Below are 17,268 nucleotides of genomic sequence, written 5' to 3'. Positions count from 1 at the left end.
GATAAAATTAGGCATGGGTTTTTTCCGGTTTTGGATTTCGATCTTGGTGATTTGTGGTATATGTGCATTTGAGACTTCCGTTTTAGGAGTTTCTCCTGAGCAGCCAAAGGATGCTAAAACTTCAGAACCTTCTCCCAAGAAAGAAAAACCCTCTAAGACTCAAGGTTGTTGCCGGATCAAATACGAAGGGGGAGGTATTGATTATTTTCCTTCCACTGAGGAAGAATGTGTGGCCAAACCTGGTTTCCAAAGTTTCGAAAAAAATTCAGCGCTCTGCTTCCAATCCCTCTGGGATTAAATATTTTTAATATAAAATCATTTCGCATAGAGATCACCGACCTCACTGGGATTCGGATGTAGGAATTCCCACATCGCATAATCATCAAAACTAAAATCTCCAACATGTCTGAGAGAAAACTCTCTACACCTTAGCGTCTCTGCGTGAGAAAAACCTCTGTGTTCTCCGTGGCCTCTATGCGAAATTTCTTTTCTATGCGTGAACTACTTCTTCTCCAAATCCTCTTCCGATTCAAACTCTTCCGCTTCTTTATCCGATTTTTTAGAAGAATCCCTCCATTCGGGGAGTTCAAAAGAAATCGAAGTAGTGATGGCATAATCATAAAGTCTGATCTCAGGATCCCGGATCAAAGGAAGGCGACCTGCAATGGTGAGATAAGTACCTTTGGTAAGAGTATAATTAAAACCTAAACTAGCTTCTTTGAACGCTTTCGGGAATTTTTTCTGAGTTTCTGAATCTTCTTCCAGAAGACTACCGCCGCCGATCACATTCACATAAGGAGTTCTATACAAAAGTCCTCCAAAAACGCTAATATCTTTGGTCCAAAAATACGTCACATACGCAAACCATTGTGTGATTTTTTGGATCTCAGGATGTTCTTCTGTATTTTGAGTGGTGGAACTCTGGGCCCAATAGGGAAGACCCGACTGAGTAGTTAGATTCGCATGATCTTTAGAGAGTGGAAAGATTCCAGAACCTCTAAGCACGAATAGGAACTGCTTCCAGGTTGCACCTAAGGTAAGATTTGCGATCCCAGAATAATAATCCCCGCCCGCAAATTTGTCAGTATTCCCACCCGAAGGAAAACCAAGCCTTCCTTCTAAAATAATGAAGAAAGGCCAGCCGGTATCAATCAGAGGATTCCATTTTGCCCCCACAAAAGCTTTACCATAACGAGCGGCATCACTTCTATCCTTTTGTTCATAATAAGTCCAAGGAGCACTAAAGTTAGCTGCGAATTTACCTCCGGCAAAATTAAATTCACCGAACACAGTGGTTGTGTGAAGATTAGAATTATCTATCGTTCCTTTTTGGAAATCCTGGGTGATCAAAAGATAATCGGAAGGTTTCTCTCTTTTTCCAGTAAAAGGGTCCACAAACCTTGTAGAAGAGATCATATTTTGGCCTTCTCCTGCATGGTGAGCAAAAACTTCTCCACCTAAAAATATGAAGAATAAAAATGCAAAAAATCGTATAACAGATATAATATGATAATTTTTGAATATTAGAAACATGAATATAATACCAACACCTGGCCGTTTGTTTCCAAGTTCTCCAGGATTTCGGAATAAAGTGTAGTGTTTTGAAAATCGTTGATTGTGATCTCTGAACCAGAAAGTGCAAAGATCCCATCCAGGATAGAAACAGAAGACCCCGCTCGTTGTGAAAGCAGACCGTCCGTCCTAAATCCAATGGAGAATGGCGTATTTTTTTTATACGGGATTTCTAAATCGCAGGAAGCTTCTACTTGGAATTCTGCCTCCCTTAATTCCACGTGGACCGTCTTCGTGCTTGATCCATTGAAAATCTGGAATGTAAGAAGAAGGTCTGAAAATTCTCCATAAATATGTTCTAAAGTCCCGTAGGGAACTGGAGGAAAAGGAGATAAACTTTGTCTTTTTACAGGCCCGGTTAAAGTATTAAAATCAGAGATTGAAATATCCCCGGGAGAGAAACTTCCTTTGATCCCATATTTTTTGGAATAAGAGCCGGTTCCTGTTGTAGGAGTTTCTGAACCACCATCATGAAACACATGATATTTTGAATCTGAGGAACTAGAGGAAACCGAAAAAGAATTCTCTGGAGCCCGAAACAACATAGAAATACTTTCCAGTACCACTTCATTCCCTGTGAGCTGTATCTGGTAGGAAGAACTTCCATTTAAAGTAAAAGAACCTATGTCAGAATCTCCTTGGTCATCCGAGTAATATAACCAGGGAGAGATGATTGCTCTTCTTTCGTCAAAGATACGGAATAACGCCTGTAATTCTGTCGATCTTTCTTCCGTAGAATTTCCTAAATTTCCATAGGCACAAGCTTGGAAGGAAAGCAGGAACAGTAAGATATATTCGAATTTTATTTTATTCTTCATCATGTTTATCTAAAATTTTAAAACGGATTCTGGAACTTCGGATTGGTCGTAAATTCAGTGTCAGTCAGACTTTTTAAGAATTCTACCAAGTCCTGTTTTTCAGATTCACTTAAGGAGAAACTTCTAACAAAGACATCCCTGTTTGGATTTGTAGTTCCATCTCCAGTTCCACCGCTTACATAGTGATTGACTACGGCCAGTAAATCAGGAATGGAACCGTCATGCATATATGGAGCAGTTAGTTCTACGTTACGTAAAGAGGGAGCCCTGAACTTTCCTCTATCCGCTGCCTTGAATGTAAACTCATAGAGTCCTCCGTTTGGACTCACATATCTGGATGAATCCAATCCATTGTTATGGAATGTAATTTCTTCAAACACAGTACCTGTGTGTAGGATCGTATCAGTAAAATTGAAACCACCATGACAATGGAAACATTCTGCTCTTTCTCCAAAGAATAAATTTTTACCTCTGATGGCAGATGCACTTAGGGCCGAAGAATCTCCTTCTTGGTATCTATCATAAGCAGAATTTCCGGATATAAGAGTTCTTTGGAAGCTGGATAACGAGGAGACTATATTCGATAAATTGAATGGATTCGACTGACTCGGATATGCCTTTTTGAATAATTCCTGATATTGCGGATCATTCTTTAATCGATCGAATAATACATTTTCTTTATCCTTCATTCCAAGTTCTATAGGGTTTTCGCCGAAAAGAGGAACTAAAGCTTGTTGTTCCAAATCTTTTAAAAGCGGATTTGCCCAGGTCTGACGGACGTTATAAGCTACATTCGACAAATGTTGTGCATTTCTCGGATGATTATTTCCGGTAGATCCGATTGAAACCGTTCTGCCGTCAGTGAATGCCATGGAAGGATTATGGCAACTCGAGCAAGACTGTGTTTCATTCTCTGATAACCTAGGGTCAAAGAATAAAAATCTTCCTAACTCTACCTTTTCTACAGTAATCGGATTTTCCGAAGGAACCTTAGGGGTTGGAAACCCATCTGGAAGATCGAAGATATATGGAGTTCCTTCGATCGCATTTGGGGTCCTCCCCAAAAAAGCTAAACTTTCTAAAGAACTTCTGTTTTCATTCTGATTCAATAAGTCTGTACAAGATAAGAACCCTGCTGAAATGATCAGAATAAAGAATAAATATTTCATAATATTCTCCAAAAAGTCCCCTGGCCTTCCGGAAAGGGGACCGTTGAAATCTTACTTGGAAACGACCGAGAAGACTGATTGGGTTCCAGAAGGATTACCCGTTGCATAACTTAAGCCAATATTGGTGAACGGAACCGGACAGTTCGTATCGCTAATTGTATTTCCTTGGTTCGAATGGCATTCGATCGTATTATTCGAATTTGCCGCAACACTCTCAGCTGCTGTTCCTATATCCCAACCTGCTACTAAAGATTTTAAATCGAATTGAACTGCGTGCCGGGATGGGTTGAAACCTCCGCTAGGCAATAGTTCGATGAAGGGGCGATTTGAAATATTGCAGCCATAAGGAGTGCCCATACTACAATCTGAGGAACCGAAATGGACTGCTGCTTTCCAGAAACTAGTTTCAGATTGTGAATTTACTACCGTTGCAGCGAATTCGAATCTTCCGAAAATGTATCCAGTGCTCCACATCCATGCTAGTCCGGAAATATTCAGAGGACTCGGAGCAGTCACCGGATTTAAATGGTTCAGATCCTCAGGAACTCCCAAATAGAATCTAATCCCTTTATATGTTTTATTCTGCACCGATGCTTTGATCAGAGTATTTGTTGCAGTAGTACCACTACAATTTCCAGTATCATTTTCAAAATCTAAAAGAGTTACTCCGGAAGCCTGCCATACTCCGTCATCGGGAATATTAACTGTTACAGTATTAGAATCCTGGTCTATCAATTCTAGATTGGATACATAAAATCTAAGATCTTGCAAGGTAATAGGCATCGCTCCCGCTACATGCATGATGCTTACAGTAGATTCGGAACTCATGCTTCCGAATGATGTTATGGATGCGTGCCCATGTCCGTCTATGTTACTTCCACATTTTGCGTCGTTATCTCCGACAACTGCTTTGAATTGTATTCCTGGAACTTCAGTTTGGCTCATTAAAGCCAAAAGAGCCATGTTCGGGTTACTAGATCCGTCACAACCCATAAAAATTAACGAACAGGCCGCCATAGCGACTATATATAATGATTTCATAATATTCTCCTGGGGAAGGTTTAATTTTCCCATTTTTCGTTTGAGCATTAGGATATACCTATCCTAGCGCTTCCTCGTTCGAGGTTTAGAAAATGATCAGGAGAATTGAGGAGGTCTTTCTAAATCAAATGAAACAAACACTCCAGAACCGTCTTGTATGTGGCCAGGAAGTTCTGAACCAAGAGTCTCTGGGGCTATGTTTTTTAGTTTAGAATAAGTGAAAAATTGAGTACAGATGGTGCTGCTTAAATAAGAAGCCTTGTCTTTTGCTTTTTTACAGGCACATTTATGTGCTTCTCCCGATTTAGCGGAGTGACAGTCGGGTAGGGAAGAAGGTTTCGAATTAGAATGATCTTCTCCAGCATCAGCAAGTTTAGAAGAGAATCTTGAATCTTCAGAGTCTGAATGTTTTTCTTTCTGGCTTCCGTGATTACAATGGCAAAGTTTGATTTCTCCAGCGAGCATTCCACAGAACCAACCGCTTCCGAATACCAAACTTTGGAACAGGAAGCATTGGGTCAGAATGATAGAGATCGTTTTCATTGAAGGGAGATTTTCAGCCGATTGAGGACGGTTTTGAGTCCTTCGCTAGTCTTGATTTCCACCGGGATCCCTTTGGATTTTAATTCCGCCAAAAGTTTTAAGATCCGATTCAGTATCAAAGAAGGGATTGCTACTACACTTTCAAGATCCAGTTCTACAACGCTTGGCTGAATTTCTTGGATCTTTTGCAGGATGAGGCCGATTTCTTCCGTTTCGACAGAACATACGTTTCGCACAAAAACGACTCTAAATCGTTTTTTTTCAGCGTATACATGTGTCTCTGAAAACTGGATTGCAGACGAAGTCATGGCCTTGGACCAAATTTTCTACCTTGAAATCTTAAGGGAAACAAAAAAAGGTCCTCAGAATTGATTTGTATCATTTGATAGATCACATACTTCTTCTGTATTGCCCGCCCACTTCGTAAAGAGAATGGGTCATTTGTCCCAAAGAGCAAACCTTTCCGGCTTCTACCAATGCTTCAAATCCGTTTTCTCCGGAAAGGCAGGCAGCTTGTAGATTTTTTAAGGCGTTAGATGAATCATCTTGGTTCCTGAATTGGAATGCTTCCAGTTCTCTAATCTGTGCCTTTTTCTCATCCTCAGTGGAACGAATCACTTCTTCTGGAAGAATTGTAGGAGATCCATCCTTACCTAAGAAAGTATTCACACCGATTACTGGGATTTCTCCAGTATGTTTTTTATGTTCATACTCCAAAGATTCTTCTTGGATCTTATTTCTTTGGTACATTCTTTCCATTGCACCAAGAACCCCGCCTCTTTCTGAAATACGTCTGAACTCGGACAAGATCGCCTCTTCTACCAAATCAGAAAGATCATCTATGATGAAGGAACCTTGTAGAGGATTTTCGTTTTTAGCCAGACCCAATTCTCTATTGATGATGAGCTGGATTGCCATTGCTCTTCTTACGGATTCTTCCGTAGGAGTGGTGATCGCTTCGTCATACGCATTCGTATGCAAACTATTACAATTATCGTAGATAGCATACAGAGCTTGTAAGGTGGTTCTGATATCATTAAACGCGATCTCTTGCGCGTGTAATGAACGGCCGGAAGTCTGGATATGATATTTTAACATCTGGGAACGATCAGATCCGTTATATTTATATTTCATACTCTTGGCCCAGATCTTACGCGCCACTCTTCCGATCACAGCATATTCAGGATCGATCCCATTGGAGAAAAAGAAGGAAAGGTTCGGTGCGAAATCATCTATCTTCATCCCCCGGGAAAGATAGTATTCCACAAATGTAAATCCATTTGCTAAAGTGAATGCAACTTGAGTGATCGGATTTGCTCCTGCTTCTGCGATATGATATCCTGATATAGAAACTGAATAAAAATTGCGGACCTTATTCCAGATAAAATATTCCTGGATATCTCCCATGAGCTTTAAAGCGAATTCAGTAGAGAAGATACATGTGTTCTGAGCTTGGTCTTCCTTTAAAATATCCGCTTGTACTGTTCCGCGAACAGAAGAAAGAGTTTCCTTCTTTATCTTTTCATAAACTTCTTTAGGAAGGATCTGATCTCCAGTGGTTCCCAAAAGAAGAAGGCCCAGACCATCATTTCCTTTAGGGATCTCTCCTTTGTATTGAGGTATAGGAACACCTTTTTTAGAATAGATCTCTGCAAGTTTGGATTTTGCCTCTTCTACTTTACCTTCTGCACGAATATACTTCTCGCAGGTTTGGTCGATCGCAGTATTTAAAAAGAAGGATAGAAGCATCGGTGCCGGTCCGTTGATTGTCATGGACACTGAAGTGCTCGGGCTACAAAGATCGAAACCTGAGTAAAGTTTTTTAGCATCGTCTAATGTGGCGATACTCACTCCAGAGTTTCCTATCTTACCATAAATATCGGGACGAAGTCCTGGGTCTTCTCCATACAGAGTGACTGAATCGAATGCTGTGCTCAAACGATGAGCAGGCATTCCATGACTTACATAGTGGAATCTTGCATTTGTTCTTTCCGGTCCACCTTCTCCGGCGAACATTCGAGTAGGGTCTTCCCCGGTCCTTTTAAAAGGAAATACTCCTGCGGCATATGGGAATTCTCCCGGGAAGTTCTCAGTATAAGACCATTTTACGATCTCTCCCCAATTGCGGAATTTAGGAACAGAAACCTTGGGGATATTTAGATTGCTTAAAGATTTTGTAAAATTCTCTACCTTGATCTCTTTATCTCTGACTTTATAAGTGAAAAATTCTCCTGAATACTTTTCTAATTTTGAATCCCATTCTTTCAGGATCTTCTTTGTGTCCGGATGAAGTTTAGCTTCTATTTTAGAATATTCTTCTTCCAAGTCGGAGACGTTTTTGCCCCTTTCTTTTAATACTTCTATCGTACCTTTGATCCTATATAGGATTTCTGCAGTTTCGGATTCCTTTTTTACGAAGTTTTCGTATTTCTCGCATTCTTCTGCGATCTCGGCTAAATATCTTTGTCTGTCCGGAGGAATGATATGGATCTTTTGGCTTGTCTCAGAACTGGATGCAAAATTAGATTTCCAATCCAGATTGAATTTTTTATTCAAAGAGTCGATAAGTGCCACGTATAAGTTGTTTGTTCCAGGATCATTAAATTGAGAAGCAATTGTTCCGAATACGGGCATCTTTTCCGGAGAAGAGTCGAATAATTTTCTGGATCTCTGGAATTGTTTTTGAACATCACGGATCGCGTCTAACGCACCTCTTTTATCACATTTATTCACTGCGATCAGATCAGCATAATCAATCATATCGATTTTTTCTAATTGGGTAGCCGCACCGAATTCGGGAGTCATCACGTACAGAGAAAGATCTGAGACTTCTGTGATCTCAGAATCACTTTGTCCTATCCCTGCAGTTTCCACGATCACTAAGTCGAATTCAGAACTTTTGAGAACATCCAGGCTTTTTTTGACATTTCGGTTTAGTGCGATATTTGCTTCTCTAGTCGCAAAAGATCTCATATACACTCTTGGATGAGAGATCGAATTCATCCTAATTCTATCTCCTAGTAGTGCTCCTCCTGTTTTTCTTTTGGAAGGATCTACAGATATGATAGCTATAGTTTTGTCTTCGAAATCGTGAATGAATCTTCTTACAAGCTCATCGGTGAGAGAGGATTTTCCTGCTCCTCCGGTTCCAGTGATCCCCAAGATCGGAATTGTCTTTTTAGAAAGTGGAAAATCCAATTTGCCTGGATCAACTTTCATGGAGTCACTTTCAGAAGATTCGACTAAGGAAATGGATTCAGCAATTGCGATTGGATTTTTTTTACGGATCTCCGAGAATAGATTTCCGTTAAACCTATGAGGAGGAATAAAATCAGATTTTTTTAATAGATCGTTGATCATTCCTTGGAGACCCAAGGAACGTCCATCATCCGGAGAATAAATTTTAGAAACTCCATAAGCTTCCAACTCTTGGATTTCAGAAGGCAGGATAGTTCCCCCTCCGCCACCGAATACCTTGATATGAGAACTTCCTTTTTCTTTCAGAAGGTCTATCATATATTTAAAATATTCTACGTGACCACCTTGGTAACTTGTGACTGCAATCCCTTGTACGTCCTCTTGGATGGCACAGTCTACTATTTCCTGGACAGATCTATTATGACCCAAGTGAACTACTTCTGCTCCTGAGGATTGGAGAATTCTTCTCATAATATTAATGGAAGCATCATGGCCGTCAAAGAGTGAGGCAGCAGTTACAAATTTTAATTTATTATGTGGGATATAAACTTCAGGTTCCATTATATTCTCCTAATGTTCCGGTTTGGGTAAATTTCAACCGAACTTTGTTTGTTTTGTCGTTTGGAGAACGATCGTTCAATAAATGCCATTTATATATCTATCATGCTGCATGAATAGGAATCTAGCAACTGGATTTTGGCTTACAAAACGAATGTTCTAAAAACATCGAGAAGGTGAGTCTTTTGCAAAGAATTCATTTTGCGTTTAAAACCGAAACTTTATATGCTCGTTTTTATGACGGATAGTTTCCTGTGGAAAGAGATCTTATTCTCTAACTCGCCTTTAGCGGCTCTTCATATTTCTGCTTTAAAACCTGTGTTGGATCCACTTACAATTTTGTTCCATCAGTTAGGATCTTCTCTCTTTTTTATGGGCTTGGTCTCTCTGATCTATCTTTGTTTCGATCGTAAGATCGGACTCAGAATGACTCTGGGACTACTCATCGCGGGAGTTGTAAATGGGGCTTTCAAGGCTTTTCTAACTATGCCTAGGCCGATCGGTTTACCATTTCCATCTGAGCTTGGACTCATGGAAGGTTCCTACGGATTTCCATCCGGACACGTGCAGACTGCGGTGGTGTTATATGGAACTTTATTTTTGCATGTAAGAATTCGTTGGGTGAGAATACTTACTGCTTTTTTGATCTTATTTATGCCGATTGCGAGAATGTATGCTGGACTTCATTTCCTGGGAGATACATTGGGCGGTTTTGTTTTAGGACTATTGGTGTTACTCGGATTAGAATACTTGTTCGCAAAAGATCCTGGAATTTTAGAACCTAGTTTTACTGGAAAGGAACCGGATCAAAAAAGGCTAAAGTCACTCGTACTTTTTATTTTGGCTCTCACTGTGCCTAGTATTCTTCTGCACGATCCGAGCCAGCCCGAATCCACGAATAAATCCTGGGAGCAGGTGATCTCTTCTGCCGGAGCTCTTGCAGGTTTTGGTATCGGAATTTTGTACAATAAGAGGGCAGGGCTGGATTGGAAACCAGTCGATTCTTGGATCAATTTTTTGATCCGAGTCAGTGTGATCATTCTTGGGATCTTGATCTTTTATTTGGCTCTTGGAAAAATTCTCTCCGCTCTATTTGGGGAAAATCCGGTTGCCAGATACTTTAAGTATGGGATCGTGTGTTACTATATTGGCCATCTCGCTCCCATTCTTTTGAAAAGGATACGCGGAGGCATCTATCTGACTTAACTTCATGCTTCGCTTTGGATCCTCCTTACAGTTCATTTTCGAAAGTTTCGGAAAATTACGGACCTCCGGATTCATACGCAGCTTTTTTTCAGTAGGATTTTCCAAGGTAGTCGCCTCACTACTGAATTTTATCTTCATGGTTTATTCCGTTCGTATCTTAAGTAAGAACGAAAACGGAATATTCCAATATTATTCCGGATTTTTGCCTGTGCTTTTAGCTGTGGCAGAATTCGGATTGCCCACAGCTTTAGTTCGATTCCTTTCTCCAATGACAGAAGACAAAAGAAAGATTGGAGTGCTTTTAGCTTCTTCTCTCTGGGTTAAATGGGCTGCATTATTCCTATTGGTGCTTGTTACAGGAGTTGCTGTGTTTTTTTTAAAAGAGAATGCACTGGCAGCGTTTCTTCTTGTATTCGGTAGCTTTGTTCTTTCTTTTAATTCTTACTTTGAAAGTATATTTGTATCTTTCGGACAATATCATGCACTTTCGATTTGGTATCCTCTTCCAAACCTGATCCGCATTTTGATCCTGTATTTAGCTGACCAATTTTCAGATCACGCTTTAGGACATTTAGATATACTCGGGATCTTCTCCGTTGCTCCAGTATTTACAATTTTTCTATTCTTCCTTTTGTTTCCAAGAGGCAAATTACATTGGGCAGGAGATAAGGAAGAAGTCCGGCAACAGACCAAAGAGCTTATCTCTTTCAACCGTTACGCATTTTTAGCATCTTTATTTGCGATCGTATCGGATAGAATGGAGTTATTTTTCCTTAATAAATACCATTCTAACGAAGCGGTAGCAGCTTACGGAGTAGCATTACAACCTTTCAGTGGATTTGTGATCTTATTTTCCGTTTTGAATTCAATGATCTATCCCAAACTTTCCAGGCTTACGGAGAATAAAGAATTCACTAGTTACTTGGGTAAATCCATTTTAGTAGCGGTTGTGTTTGCTTTGGCATTAGGGCCCTGGGTGCTTTTGGGTGATTGGGTTTTCTCAGCTTTATTCTCAGGAAAGTATCCTGAATCAGTTCCTGTATTCCAGCTATTGTACCCGAATTATCTATTCCAATTGGTGTTTTCTCCACTTGGAATGGCATTATTTGCATTGGGCCAGCCTAGATTATTGGCAATTCTTGCGTTGGTGAGATTGATCTTTGGATTAATTTTGGATAATCTTTTGATCCCTGAATATGGGACCATGGGAGCGGCTGGCGCATTCTTCCTTGGTCAGATCCCTTCTTGGTTTTTGCTCAGCGGTTATTTTTTAGCGTATTACAAACCTTCTGCCAAGGAATAGTAAGATATATTCAGAAATATGAATATTATTTCTTTCTGATCGATTGACCCGTTATACTTGTTTCATTTCTCCTTTTTGCAATTTTTTTACGAATGTAACTTGGTTTCCCTTATCATTATAAGAAAGAGAATCCACATTCATACGGACTAAGAAAATTCCTCTGCCCGAAAGTTGGCTTGCATTTGGATCTTGTACTGGATCTGGAACTCTTGCAGGATCGAAACCATCTCCTCCGTCCTCTAAAATAACAGTTACTCTTGTATCATCATAGTCCACTTCTACCTGGATCCATTCTTCTTTGGATTCGCAGATTTTGTCTACATAAGAGAAGTAATCGTTTTCCTGAAACATTAAATCTTGTTTTTGGTGATAGGTGATTCGTGCACAGCCATGTTCAATTGCGTTGCCGATCAATTCATATAATGCAACTTTTAAAGAGAGTTGGTCCTCGTTACGCAGATTGGGAAGGTGAGCCAAAGACCTCAGGATCAAGTGAACATACTGGTTTAAATTTCCGAGTCTAGGAAGAAGTGCAAACTTCTGTCTGGACTCCCGGACCTGGAACATTCGTTTGTCTACAAGGTCCTTACCCGCATAAAATAAGTTCTTAAACCTTAAGAGAGAATAACGGATCGCCTCCATCCGAAAAGGTTTGAGGAAAAAATCCACTGCTCCTAATCTAAGAGCATTGATGGAGATTTGAATGTCCTGATTTCCTGTGATGACTATAAAAGGAGTTTCTACTCCCTTTTCTCTCAATTTAGTGATGAACTCTATACCATTCATCCTTGGAAGACGAATATCGGTGATGATAAGATCGAAAGTTTCCGACTCTGCTAAGACTAAGCCTTGTTCCGCGGTCCCGGCAAGAACGAGTTCGTATTCGCTGCCGAAAATTTCTTGGAACAGATCTCGGATAACTTCTTCGTCATCAACGAAAAGGATTTTCATAATAAATTCCTAATTCAGAACTTCCGAATATTTAAGGTGACTTATTCGGAAAACAAAAGAAAACCCTGGAAAGGTATTCTAGTCAAGAATTTTGTCAGCGGATATTGTCTAGAGAATCAAGAGAATATAAGGATTTTATCCTTTCATCCAAACTTTTTAACTCTGACTTATCGAAAACTGCCAATTTATTTCCTGAAAACCGGAAGATCAAAAATTCATCCTTATTCTCAGAAATGGCCGTTTTCAAACCTTCGACTGAGTCCACTACCTTATCGTTCACAGATTCTAAGATCAAATCTTGAAATTCTTGGTAAGCCCTGTTTTTCTCATCCGGAAATGCTCTGGAAAGTAACACGATACGACTCCTTTCCGGATGAAGTTTTTTAGAATAACTTTCTGCTAAATATACTAACTTTCGATCGCTTGTGGATTTGTATTTTTCTCCATACTCTTTTAAATATGTATGAGTAAGTTCAGTGAAAAGTAATCCGCCAGCAATAATATATTTAGGAGCAATCTTGTCAGAACTTTCAGGGATTAAAAAAGAATCTTCGTTATACGGTCTTAGCTGATAACGTATCTCTCTTTTTCTGCCGTCACGATACAAGGAAAGAGTGACCCATTCTCCAGAATTTAGATAAGACCCACCTTTACTGAGCAGGATATCATACAGTACTTGTTTTTGTTTAGAAGCAACCGGAGTTCCATTCACGGAAAGAACTGCATCTCCTGGAAATAGATTATGCATCGGGCCAATTCCAGGAAGAACTTCTGAAACTACCGCCCCAACACTACCTTTCGGAAAATAATAATCTTCTTCGGCAGGTGTTAAAGAACCTTCTGCGGAGAAACCTGGGTGAGGAAATGGAGAAGCAGAAGAAAATCTACTCTGATAAAATCTACGAAGAAGATCAGCTCCTGCATTCCATGTTCCATCAGTAAATCCGCAAACTTTCTTACCTGCAAAAAGAAAACTCCTGGTTCCGTCTTGGTTTTCTTTTCTGGAAAGTTTGGAGAGAGGCAGAATTGATTTGGAAAATTCTAAACTTCCCCATTCAAAGTTTGTAAAGAAGGAAGAACATGCTCCTTGCGTTCTTGTTCCTTCTTCTAATATTGCGATCGGGGATACCTTTTTCGTTCTACCATAATTTTCAGGAAGAAGCACGATACCGAGTCCAGTATCCAGATCCACTTTTTGGAAATAAGCCTTTCTTTCGGCGGATTCTTCTGGATGAATTTCCGCAAATAGTGGAACCTCTCCCGGTTTTAAAAGTGCGAGTGCAGTTCTTTCATCCACACGGATAGCAGGGATTCTTTTCTGATAAGGAGTTCCTTTTTGGAAAGGGTTATGATGAGAGTACTTTCTAAAATGTACTAGAAGTGAAAATTCTGAATCTGCTTTAGCTTCAATATTTTCAAAAAATCCTAAACAAAAGAGAAGAAGGAATACTAATTTATAAGATCTCATTTTCCCTCCTTGGATTCGTCCGACTTAATATCGAATCTTTTTCTAACTCTTAAGTCTATTGTCCTGACTGTTTTAGCGTCCAGAACCAAAGGAAGTCCGACACCCCTGAATTTTAAAACTAAGGTTCCATTGGAGAATTTTTTCCAATAATCCTTAAACTCAGAGATATTGGCAGGAGTCTTCCCATTAATGGATTCTAATATTTTAAAACGATAATTTAGATATTTAGAGTTAAGAGGATCCGGAAATAAAGTAGTTAAGATCAGATCTCTTTCTGTAAATTTGAAAAGATCGTCTTGTATGAAATAACTGTAATGGTATCTGAGAGCGGTTTCCACTCTTTGGCTTTCTTTCCCAAATAATGCACGATTCACAGGTTGGAATAATAGTCCTGCACCTAGGAAACTTCTGATCTGGCGATCTCGATACAATTCAAGTGAATCTGTCTTTTTTAACTCAGCCTGGATCTTGAAGTTTTTGCCGTTTCTGTAAAAATACAGATTCAGTTTTTGGCCTACAAAACCAGGTTCAATCAGGTCTACGATTGTTCTCCCTGTAAATTCTAAAAGGCCACCTTCGTTATTCAGATAGGCTTCATCTACTTTATATAAAAAATCATCCGTTTGCAAAACGTCCGAGAATGAAGAATTCGGATATACCTTATTTACAAGCACACCTTGCAAGTTTTGAGGAACTCTTAAATACTTTTTCACAGATTCTGAATTTCCATTTTGGAAAGTAAAACCTACGAATGGAAAACCATCGTATTGCCCGTCTTGTATATCTTTTAAGAAATGTTGCACTACTTCTGGCGGGATTAGATAAGCGGTATTTCCTTGGATTTGGCTAACTTCGAAGATGATCCCTGCTACTTTTCCGTTTTGGATAGCAGGACCGCCCGAATATCCCGGGAGAATATTTGCACCCACACGGATTACTTTTCTATAATCTAATCCCGTAAAAGAGTATCTCAATCTTTCCACACGATTGACGAGTCCATTCTCTAAAGTGAGATTTTCTGCACCTTCTGGATATCCTAACATTAAAAGATTACTACCTAGAGAAGGGGATTCTTCTGCGATTTCCAGAGGTTCTACAGCGGCAAAAAATTCCTCGTCTTCTACCGAGATCAATGCTAAATCGCAGTCGAAACCAATAAATTCCACTTTAGCATTATAATACTTACTACTATTGAAACGTTTTACCTTCAGATACTTGGATTCTGAGATTACATGAGCATTTGTTAATATTCTATTTCCTGCAATAATGAAACCTGAACCTACATCCCTGGAAAGATCTTGGTCCCCGAATTCCAAAGGATCGCTTGCATCTGGATAAATATCACTTCTGACGATTACTACCCCGTTCAATAATGTTTTCAGATCCGAGTTTCCGTTTGTTTGAGAAAGAACAGGAAAACTAAAAATTAGGATCAATCCTGCGCGAAGTATCCAAAACTTATTCATGAAACAACTCCGCGTCGGACCATACAATTTTATCCTTTTCTACTGATTCTAATTTCAATTTTGCCAGGTAACGTGCTCCTTCTTGGAGTTCTTCCGTTGGTTGGTTATCTACTAAAACATTTCCGCTCAGATCTGCTTTGATTCGGATCCAGGAATATGGAGAATCTGGTAAACAGCTGGCCTGGAAAGAATAATACAAAGACTTGTCCCAATAAAAATCTGCATCCTTGCCCAAGTAAAGAAGAGGGCAGGAGGAATCAAAAAAGATCTCTTTTCCTTTAGGAGTGGGGCGATCAATAGGATGTTTTGCGATGCTTAAGAAATATTGCAGACCAAAATTCACAGTGGAGGCCTTATCCACTAATTTAGTTTCCGGATTGGATTTACCACCGGGCGTAGGTTTGGAACTCGCTGCTTTTAAATTCTCTTCAGAAAATTCTAGTTCCCAATAAACTGTTTTTCCTAATTTAACAGGACCTTTTACTCTGAAAGAATCTATTTTTTCAGGAGAACGTAATCTTTCTTCTCCTGAATAAAAGAAACCGTTTAGTTTTTTTCCGGGACAATCCAAAGAAAGAACCTGTAATTCTTCCATTTCAGGACTAGATCTGAACTTACACTCACCAATATGAACGGTTCCATGTTGTTTGAACCATTCTTTCAAGGGTCTTGCATCTTTCTCTTTGGTATATTTTCGGAAGCCTTCTTGAAATTCTTTCTCAGCAAAATCTCCAATCCTGGAATTAGCTTTTTTAGGGGGAGGTTCTTCCGCGAAACTTCCAGAATCCGGAATAAAAACGGAAAAAAACAATAAAACTCCCAGGCTCACAAAAGAAAGAAGGAGTCTTTTCGTTCTTAAATGGAAAATATTCTGCATCGAGGAAAACATTCTTAATTATTATCGGTTCGGGAAAAAGCGGATTTTACAGATCTGAAAATAGAAGAGGAATTTCCGTAGAATTCTTGCGATTATGTCTCGAAATTCCAAGAATACCAAAAAAAAGTTAAACTCTGAAACGGTAGTCTGGAATATGGTTAAAACTAAGAGTAAAAAATATAACGGTATTCATCTTGTCTCACTGGAGTTTTCTTAAAACCGACCTGAACGAAAAACAGGACTTATTCATCGATTGTCGCTCCCAAGCACAATATCAGGAATCCACCTTAAAGGGTGCGTATTATTTTCCATTCGTCAAAAAGGCATTTGCTTCTGATCCGGACTCTTCCAAAAAATTATTGGGTCCGATCGAAGAGATACTTGCTCTCGCTAAAAAAGAAGAGAAGTCTAGGATCTTGGTTTTCGACGAGGGAATGGGAATGTTTGCATCCAGACTCGTCTTCCTTTTGAGATGCGCAGGTTTTCAAAACGCGTATTTGATCGGACAACGTTGGCCTGTAGATGGCGCAAAAGAAAAAGGCTCCAAAGAATTAGATATAGGTCCTTCTTCCAAAGTGCGCAAACTGGAGGGAGTGATAGACAAAGCTTTTTTAGAAAAGAACTTAACTAGACTCCAAATTTTCGATACTCGCACACCGGAAGAATATGATGGAAAACTTCCTCGTTTGACTTCACCTGAACCAGGAAGTCTTTGCGGAAGATTGCCAGGCGCATTCCTTTGGGATTGGAGAATGTTGTATGACGCGAACGGCGAACTCGTGGACAAAACCTTCTTCAATAAAAAGTTAAGAGGTTTCCCTTTCATGCCGGAAAGGACCACTGTTATCTATGATTATAACGGAGCAAGATCCTCCTTGCTCGCAATGATGCTCAAAGAAGTAGGATACAACGACGTGAATGTTTATGTTGGTTCTTGGTTTGAGTGGAGAAAATCCAATCTACCGAAACAAGCTGCGAATATTTACGGACAGACTGGGGCAGGAGCTTCTGCACCAAGAGTCGGTGGAACTGATAGAAAAAGTTAAAAAAAGAAAGACTTCTTAAGCTTCATAAAAGAACCTCTCGTTAGTTTCTAAG

Annotated in this window: 15 protein-coding genes; 4 read left to right on the top strand and 11 right to left on the bottom strand. The window is 39.6% G+C overall.

Annotated elements, in window-relative coordinates; genetic code table 11:
* Positions 1-13: 13 nt before the first annotated feature.
* Entirely contained in the window at positions 14-298 is a 285-nt protein-coding gene (locus B1C82_RS19770; RefSeq protein WP_086449244.1) for an LIC_11321 family protein, read from the top strand.
* 203 nt (positions 299-501) lie between these two features.
* Here B1C82_RS19770 and B1C82_RS19765 read toward each other — a convergent pair whose 3' ends face one another.
* The 7 genes from B1C82_RS19765 to B1C82_RS19735 form a co-directional block, all read right to left on the bottom strand.
* A complete protein-coding gene (locus B1C82_RS19765; protein ID WP_086449243.1) occupies positions 502-1,533 on the bottom strand; it encodes an LIC11086 family outer membrane transporter in 1,032 nt (343 codons plus the stop codon).
* Positions 1,524-2,393: a hypothetical protein gene (locus tag B1C82_RS19760; RefSeq protein WP_234008339.1), complete on the bottom strand. Its 870-nt coding sequence runs from the start codon at positions 2,391-2,393 to the stop codon at positions 1,524-1,526. The genes B1C82_RS19765 and B1C82_RS19760 overlap by 10 nt, the downstream gene beginning before the upstream one ends.
* A gap of 14 nt (positions 2,394-2,407) precedes the next feature.
* On the bottom strand, positions 2,408-3,559 hold the full coding sequence (locus tag B1C82_RS19755) for a methanobactin export MATE transporter MbnM (RefSeq protein ID WP_086449242.1): 1,152 nt from the start codon (positions 3,557-3,559) through the stop codon (positions 2,408-2,410).
* Between the two features lie 51 nt (positions 3,560-3,610).
* Complete coding sequence (locus B1C82_RS19750; RefSeq protein WP_086449373.1) at positions 3,611-4,600, bottom strand: MbnP family copper-binding protein; 990 nt, start codon at positions 4,598-4,600, stop codon at positions 3,611-3,613.
* Positions 4,601-4,696: 96 nt separating this feature from the next.
* A complete protein-coding gene (locus B1C82_RS19745) occupies positions 4,697-5,143 on the bottom strand; it encodes an LIC_11090 family protein (RefSeq protein WP_086449241.1) in 447 nt (148 codons plus the stop codon).
* Entirely contained in the window at positions 5,140-5,451 is a 312-nt protein-coding gene (locus B1C82_RS19740; protein WP_086449240.1) for a hypothetical protein, read from the bottom strand. Before B1C82_RS19740 ends, B1C82_RS19745 begins: the two co-directional genes overlap by 4 nt.
* Before the next feature lie 82 nt (positions 5,452-5,533).
* On the bottom strand, positions 5,534-8,902 hold the full coding sequence (locus tag B1C82_RS19735; protein WP_086449239.1) for a methylmalonyl-CoA mutase family protein: 3,369 nt from the start codon (positions 8,900-8,902) through the stop codon (positions 5,534-5,536).
* A gap of 198 nt (positions 8,903-9,100) precedes the next feature.
* On the opposite strand from B1C82_RS19735, the gene B1C82_RS19730 reads away from it, so the two are divergent.
* Positions 9,101-10,105 (top strand): phosphatase PAP2 family protein, encoded by a 1,005-nt coding sequence (locus B1C82_RS19730; RefSeq protein WP_086449238.1) that lies wholly within the window; start codon positions 9,101-9,103, stop codon positions 10,103-10,105.
* 4 nt (positions 10,106-10,109) lie between these two features.
* Positions 10,110-11,408, top strand: a complete 1,299-nt coding sequence (locus B1C82_RS19725; RefSeq protein ID WP_086449237.1) for an oligosaccharide flippase family protein — start codon at positions 10,110-10,112, stop codon at positions 11,406-11,408.
* A gap of 51 nt (positions 11,409-11,459) precedes the next feature.
* Here B1C82_RS19725 and B1C82_RS19720 read toward each other — a convergent pair whose 3' ends face one another.
* From B1C82_RS19720 to B1C82_RS19705, 4 genes are all read right to left on the bottom strand, one after another.
* Entirely contained in the window at positions 11,460-12,359 is a 900-nt protein-coding gene (locus B1C82_RS19720) for an ATP-binding response regulator (RefSeq protein ID WP_086449236.1), read from the bottom strand.
* 94 nt (positions 12,360-12,453) lie between these two features.
* Positions 12,454-13,827: a PDZ domain-containing protein gene (locus B1C82_RS19715; protein ID WP_086449235.1), complete on the bottom strand. Its 1,374-nt coding sequence runs from the start codon at positions 13,825-13,827 to the stop codon at positions 12,454-12,456.
* Entirely contained in the window at positions 13,824-15,293 is a 1,470-nt protein-coding gene (locus B1C82_RS19710; protein ID WP_086449234.1) for a S1C family serine protease, read from the bottom strand. Before B1C82_RS19710 ends, B1C82_RS19715 begins: the two co-directional genes overlap by 4 nt.
* Positions 15,286-16,104: an LIC11113 family protein gene (locus B1C82_RS19705; protein WP_234008341.1), complete on the bottom strand. Its 819-nt coding sequence runs from the start codon at positions 16,102-16,104 to the stop codon at positions 15,286-15,288. The genes B1C82_RS19710 and B1C82_RS19705 overlap by 8 nt, the downstream gene beginning before the upstream one ends.
* A gap of 260 nt (positions 16,105-16,364) precedes the next feature.
* On the opposite strand from B1C82_RS19705, the gene B1C82_RS19700 reads away from it, so the two are divergent.
* A complete protein-coding gene (locus B1C82_RS19700; protein ID WP_086449233.1) occupies positions 16,365-17,216 on the top strand; it encodes a sulfurtransferase in 852 nt (283 codons plus the stop codon).
* Positions 17,217-17,268 lie beyond the last annotated feature (52 nt).

The organism is Leptospira venezuelensis (genome assembly GCF_002150035.1).
In the GTDB taxonomy this organism is placed as follows: Bacteria; Spirochaetota; Leptospiria; order Leptospirales; family Leptospiraceae; genus Leptospira_B; species Leptospira_B venezuelensis.
Note: the sequence above shows the minus strand (reverse complement) of the source record. Positions and strands in the feature narration are given on the sequence as shown.

Excerpts from the sequence above, each read along its gene's own strand:
- B1C82_RS19710 (WP_086449234.1), bottom strand. The coding sequence starts at position 15,293 with ATGAATAAGTTTTGGATACTTCGCGCAGGATTGATCCTAATTTTTAGT.
- B1C82_RS19760 (WP_234008339.1), bottom strand. The coding sequence starts at position 2,393 with ATGATGAAGAATAAAATAAAATTCGAATATATCTTACTGTTCCTGCTT.
- B1C82_RS19740 (WP_086449240.1), bottom strand. The coding sequence starts at position 5,451 with ATGACTTCGTCTGCAATCCAGTTTTCAGAGACACATGTATACGCTGAA.
- B1C82_RS19770 (WP_086449244.1), top strand. The coding sequence starts at position 14 with ATGGGTTTTTTCCGGTTTTGGATTTCGATCTTGGTGATTTGTGGTATA.
- B1C82_RS19725 (WP_086449237.1), top strand. The coding sequence starts at position 10,110 with ATGCTTCGCTTTGGATCCTCCTTACAGTTCATTTTCGAAAGTTTCGGA.
- B1C82_RS19720 (WP_086449236.1), bottom strand. The coding sequence starts at position 12,359 with ATGAAAATCCTTTTCGTTGATGACGAAGAAGTTATCCGAGATCTGTTC.
- B1C82_RS19755 (WP_086449242.1), bottom strand. The coding sequence starts at position 3,559 with ATGAAATATTTATTCTTTATTCTGATCATTTCAGCAGGGTTCTTATCT.
- B1C82_RS19765 (WP_086449243.1), bottom strand. The coding sequence starts at position 1,533 with ATGTTTCTAATATTCAAAAATTATCATATTATATCTGTTATACGATTT.
- B1C82_RS19715 (WP_086449235.1), bottom strand. The coding sequence starts at position 13,827 with ATGAGATCTTATAAATTAGTATTCCTTCTTCTCTTTTGTTTAGGATTT.
- B1C82_RS19735 (WP_086449239.1), bottom strand. The coding sequence starts at position 8,902 with ATGGAACCTGAAGTTTATATCCCACATAATAAATTAAAATTTGTAACT.
- B1C82_RS19745 (WP_086449241.1), bottom strand. The coding sequence starts at position 5,143 with ATGAAAACGATCTCTATCATTCTGACCCAATGCTTCCTGTTCCAAAGT.
- B1C82_RS19750 (WP_086449373.1), bottom strand. The coding sequence starts at position 4,600 with ATGAAATCATTATATATAGTCGCTATGGCGGCCTGTTCGTTAATTTTT.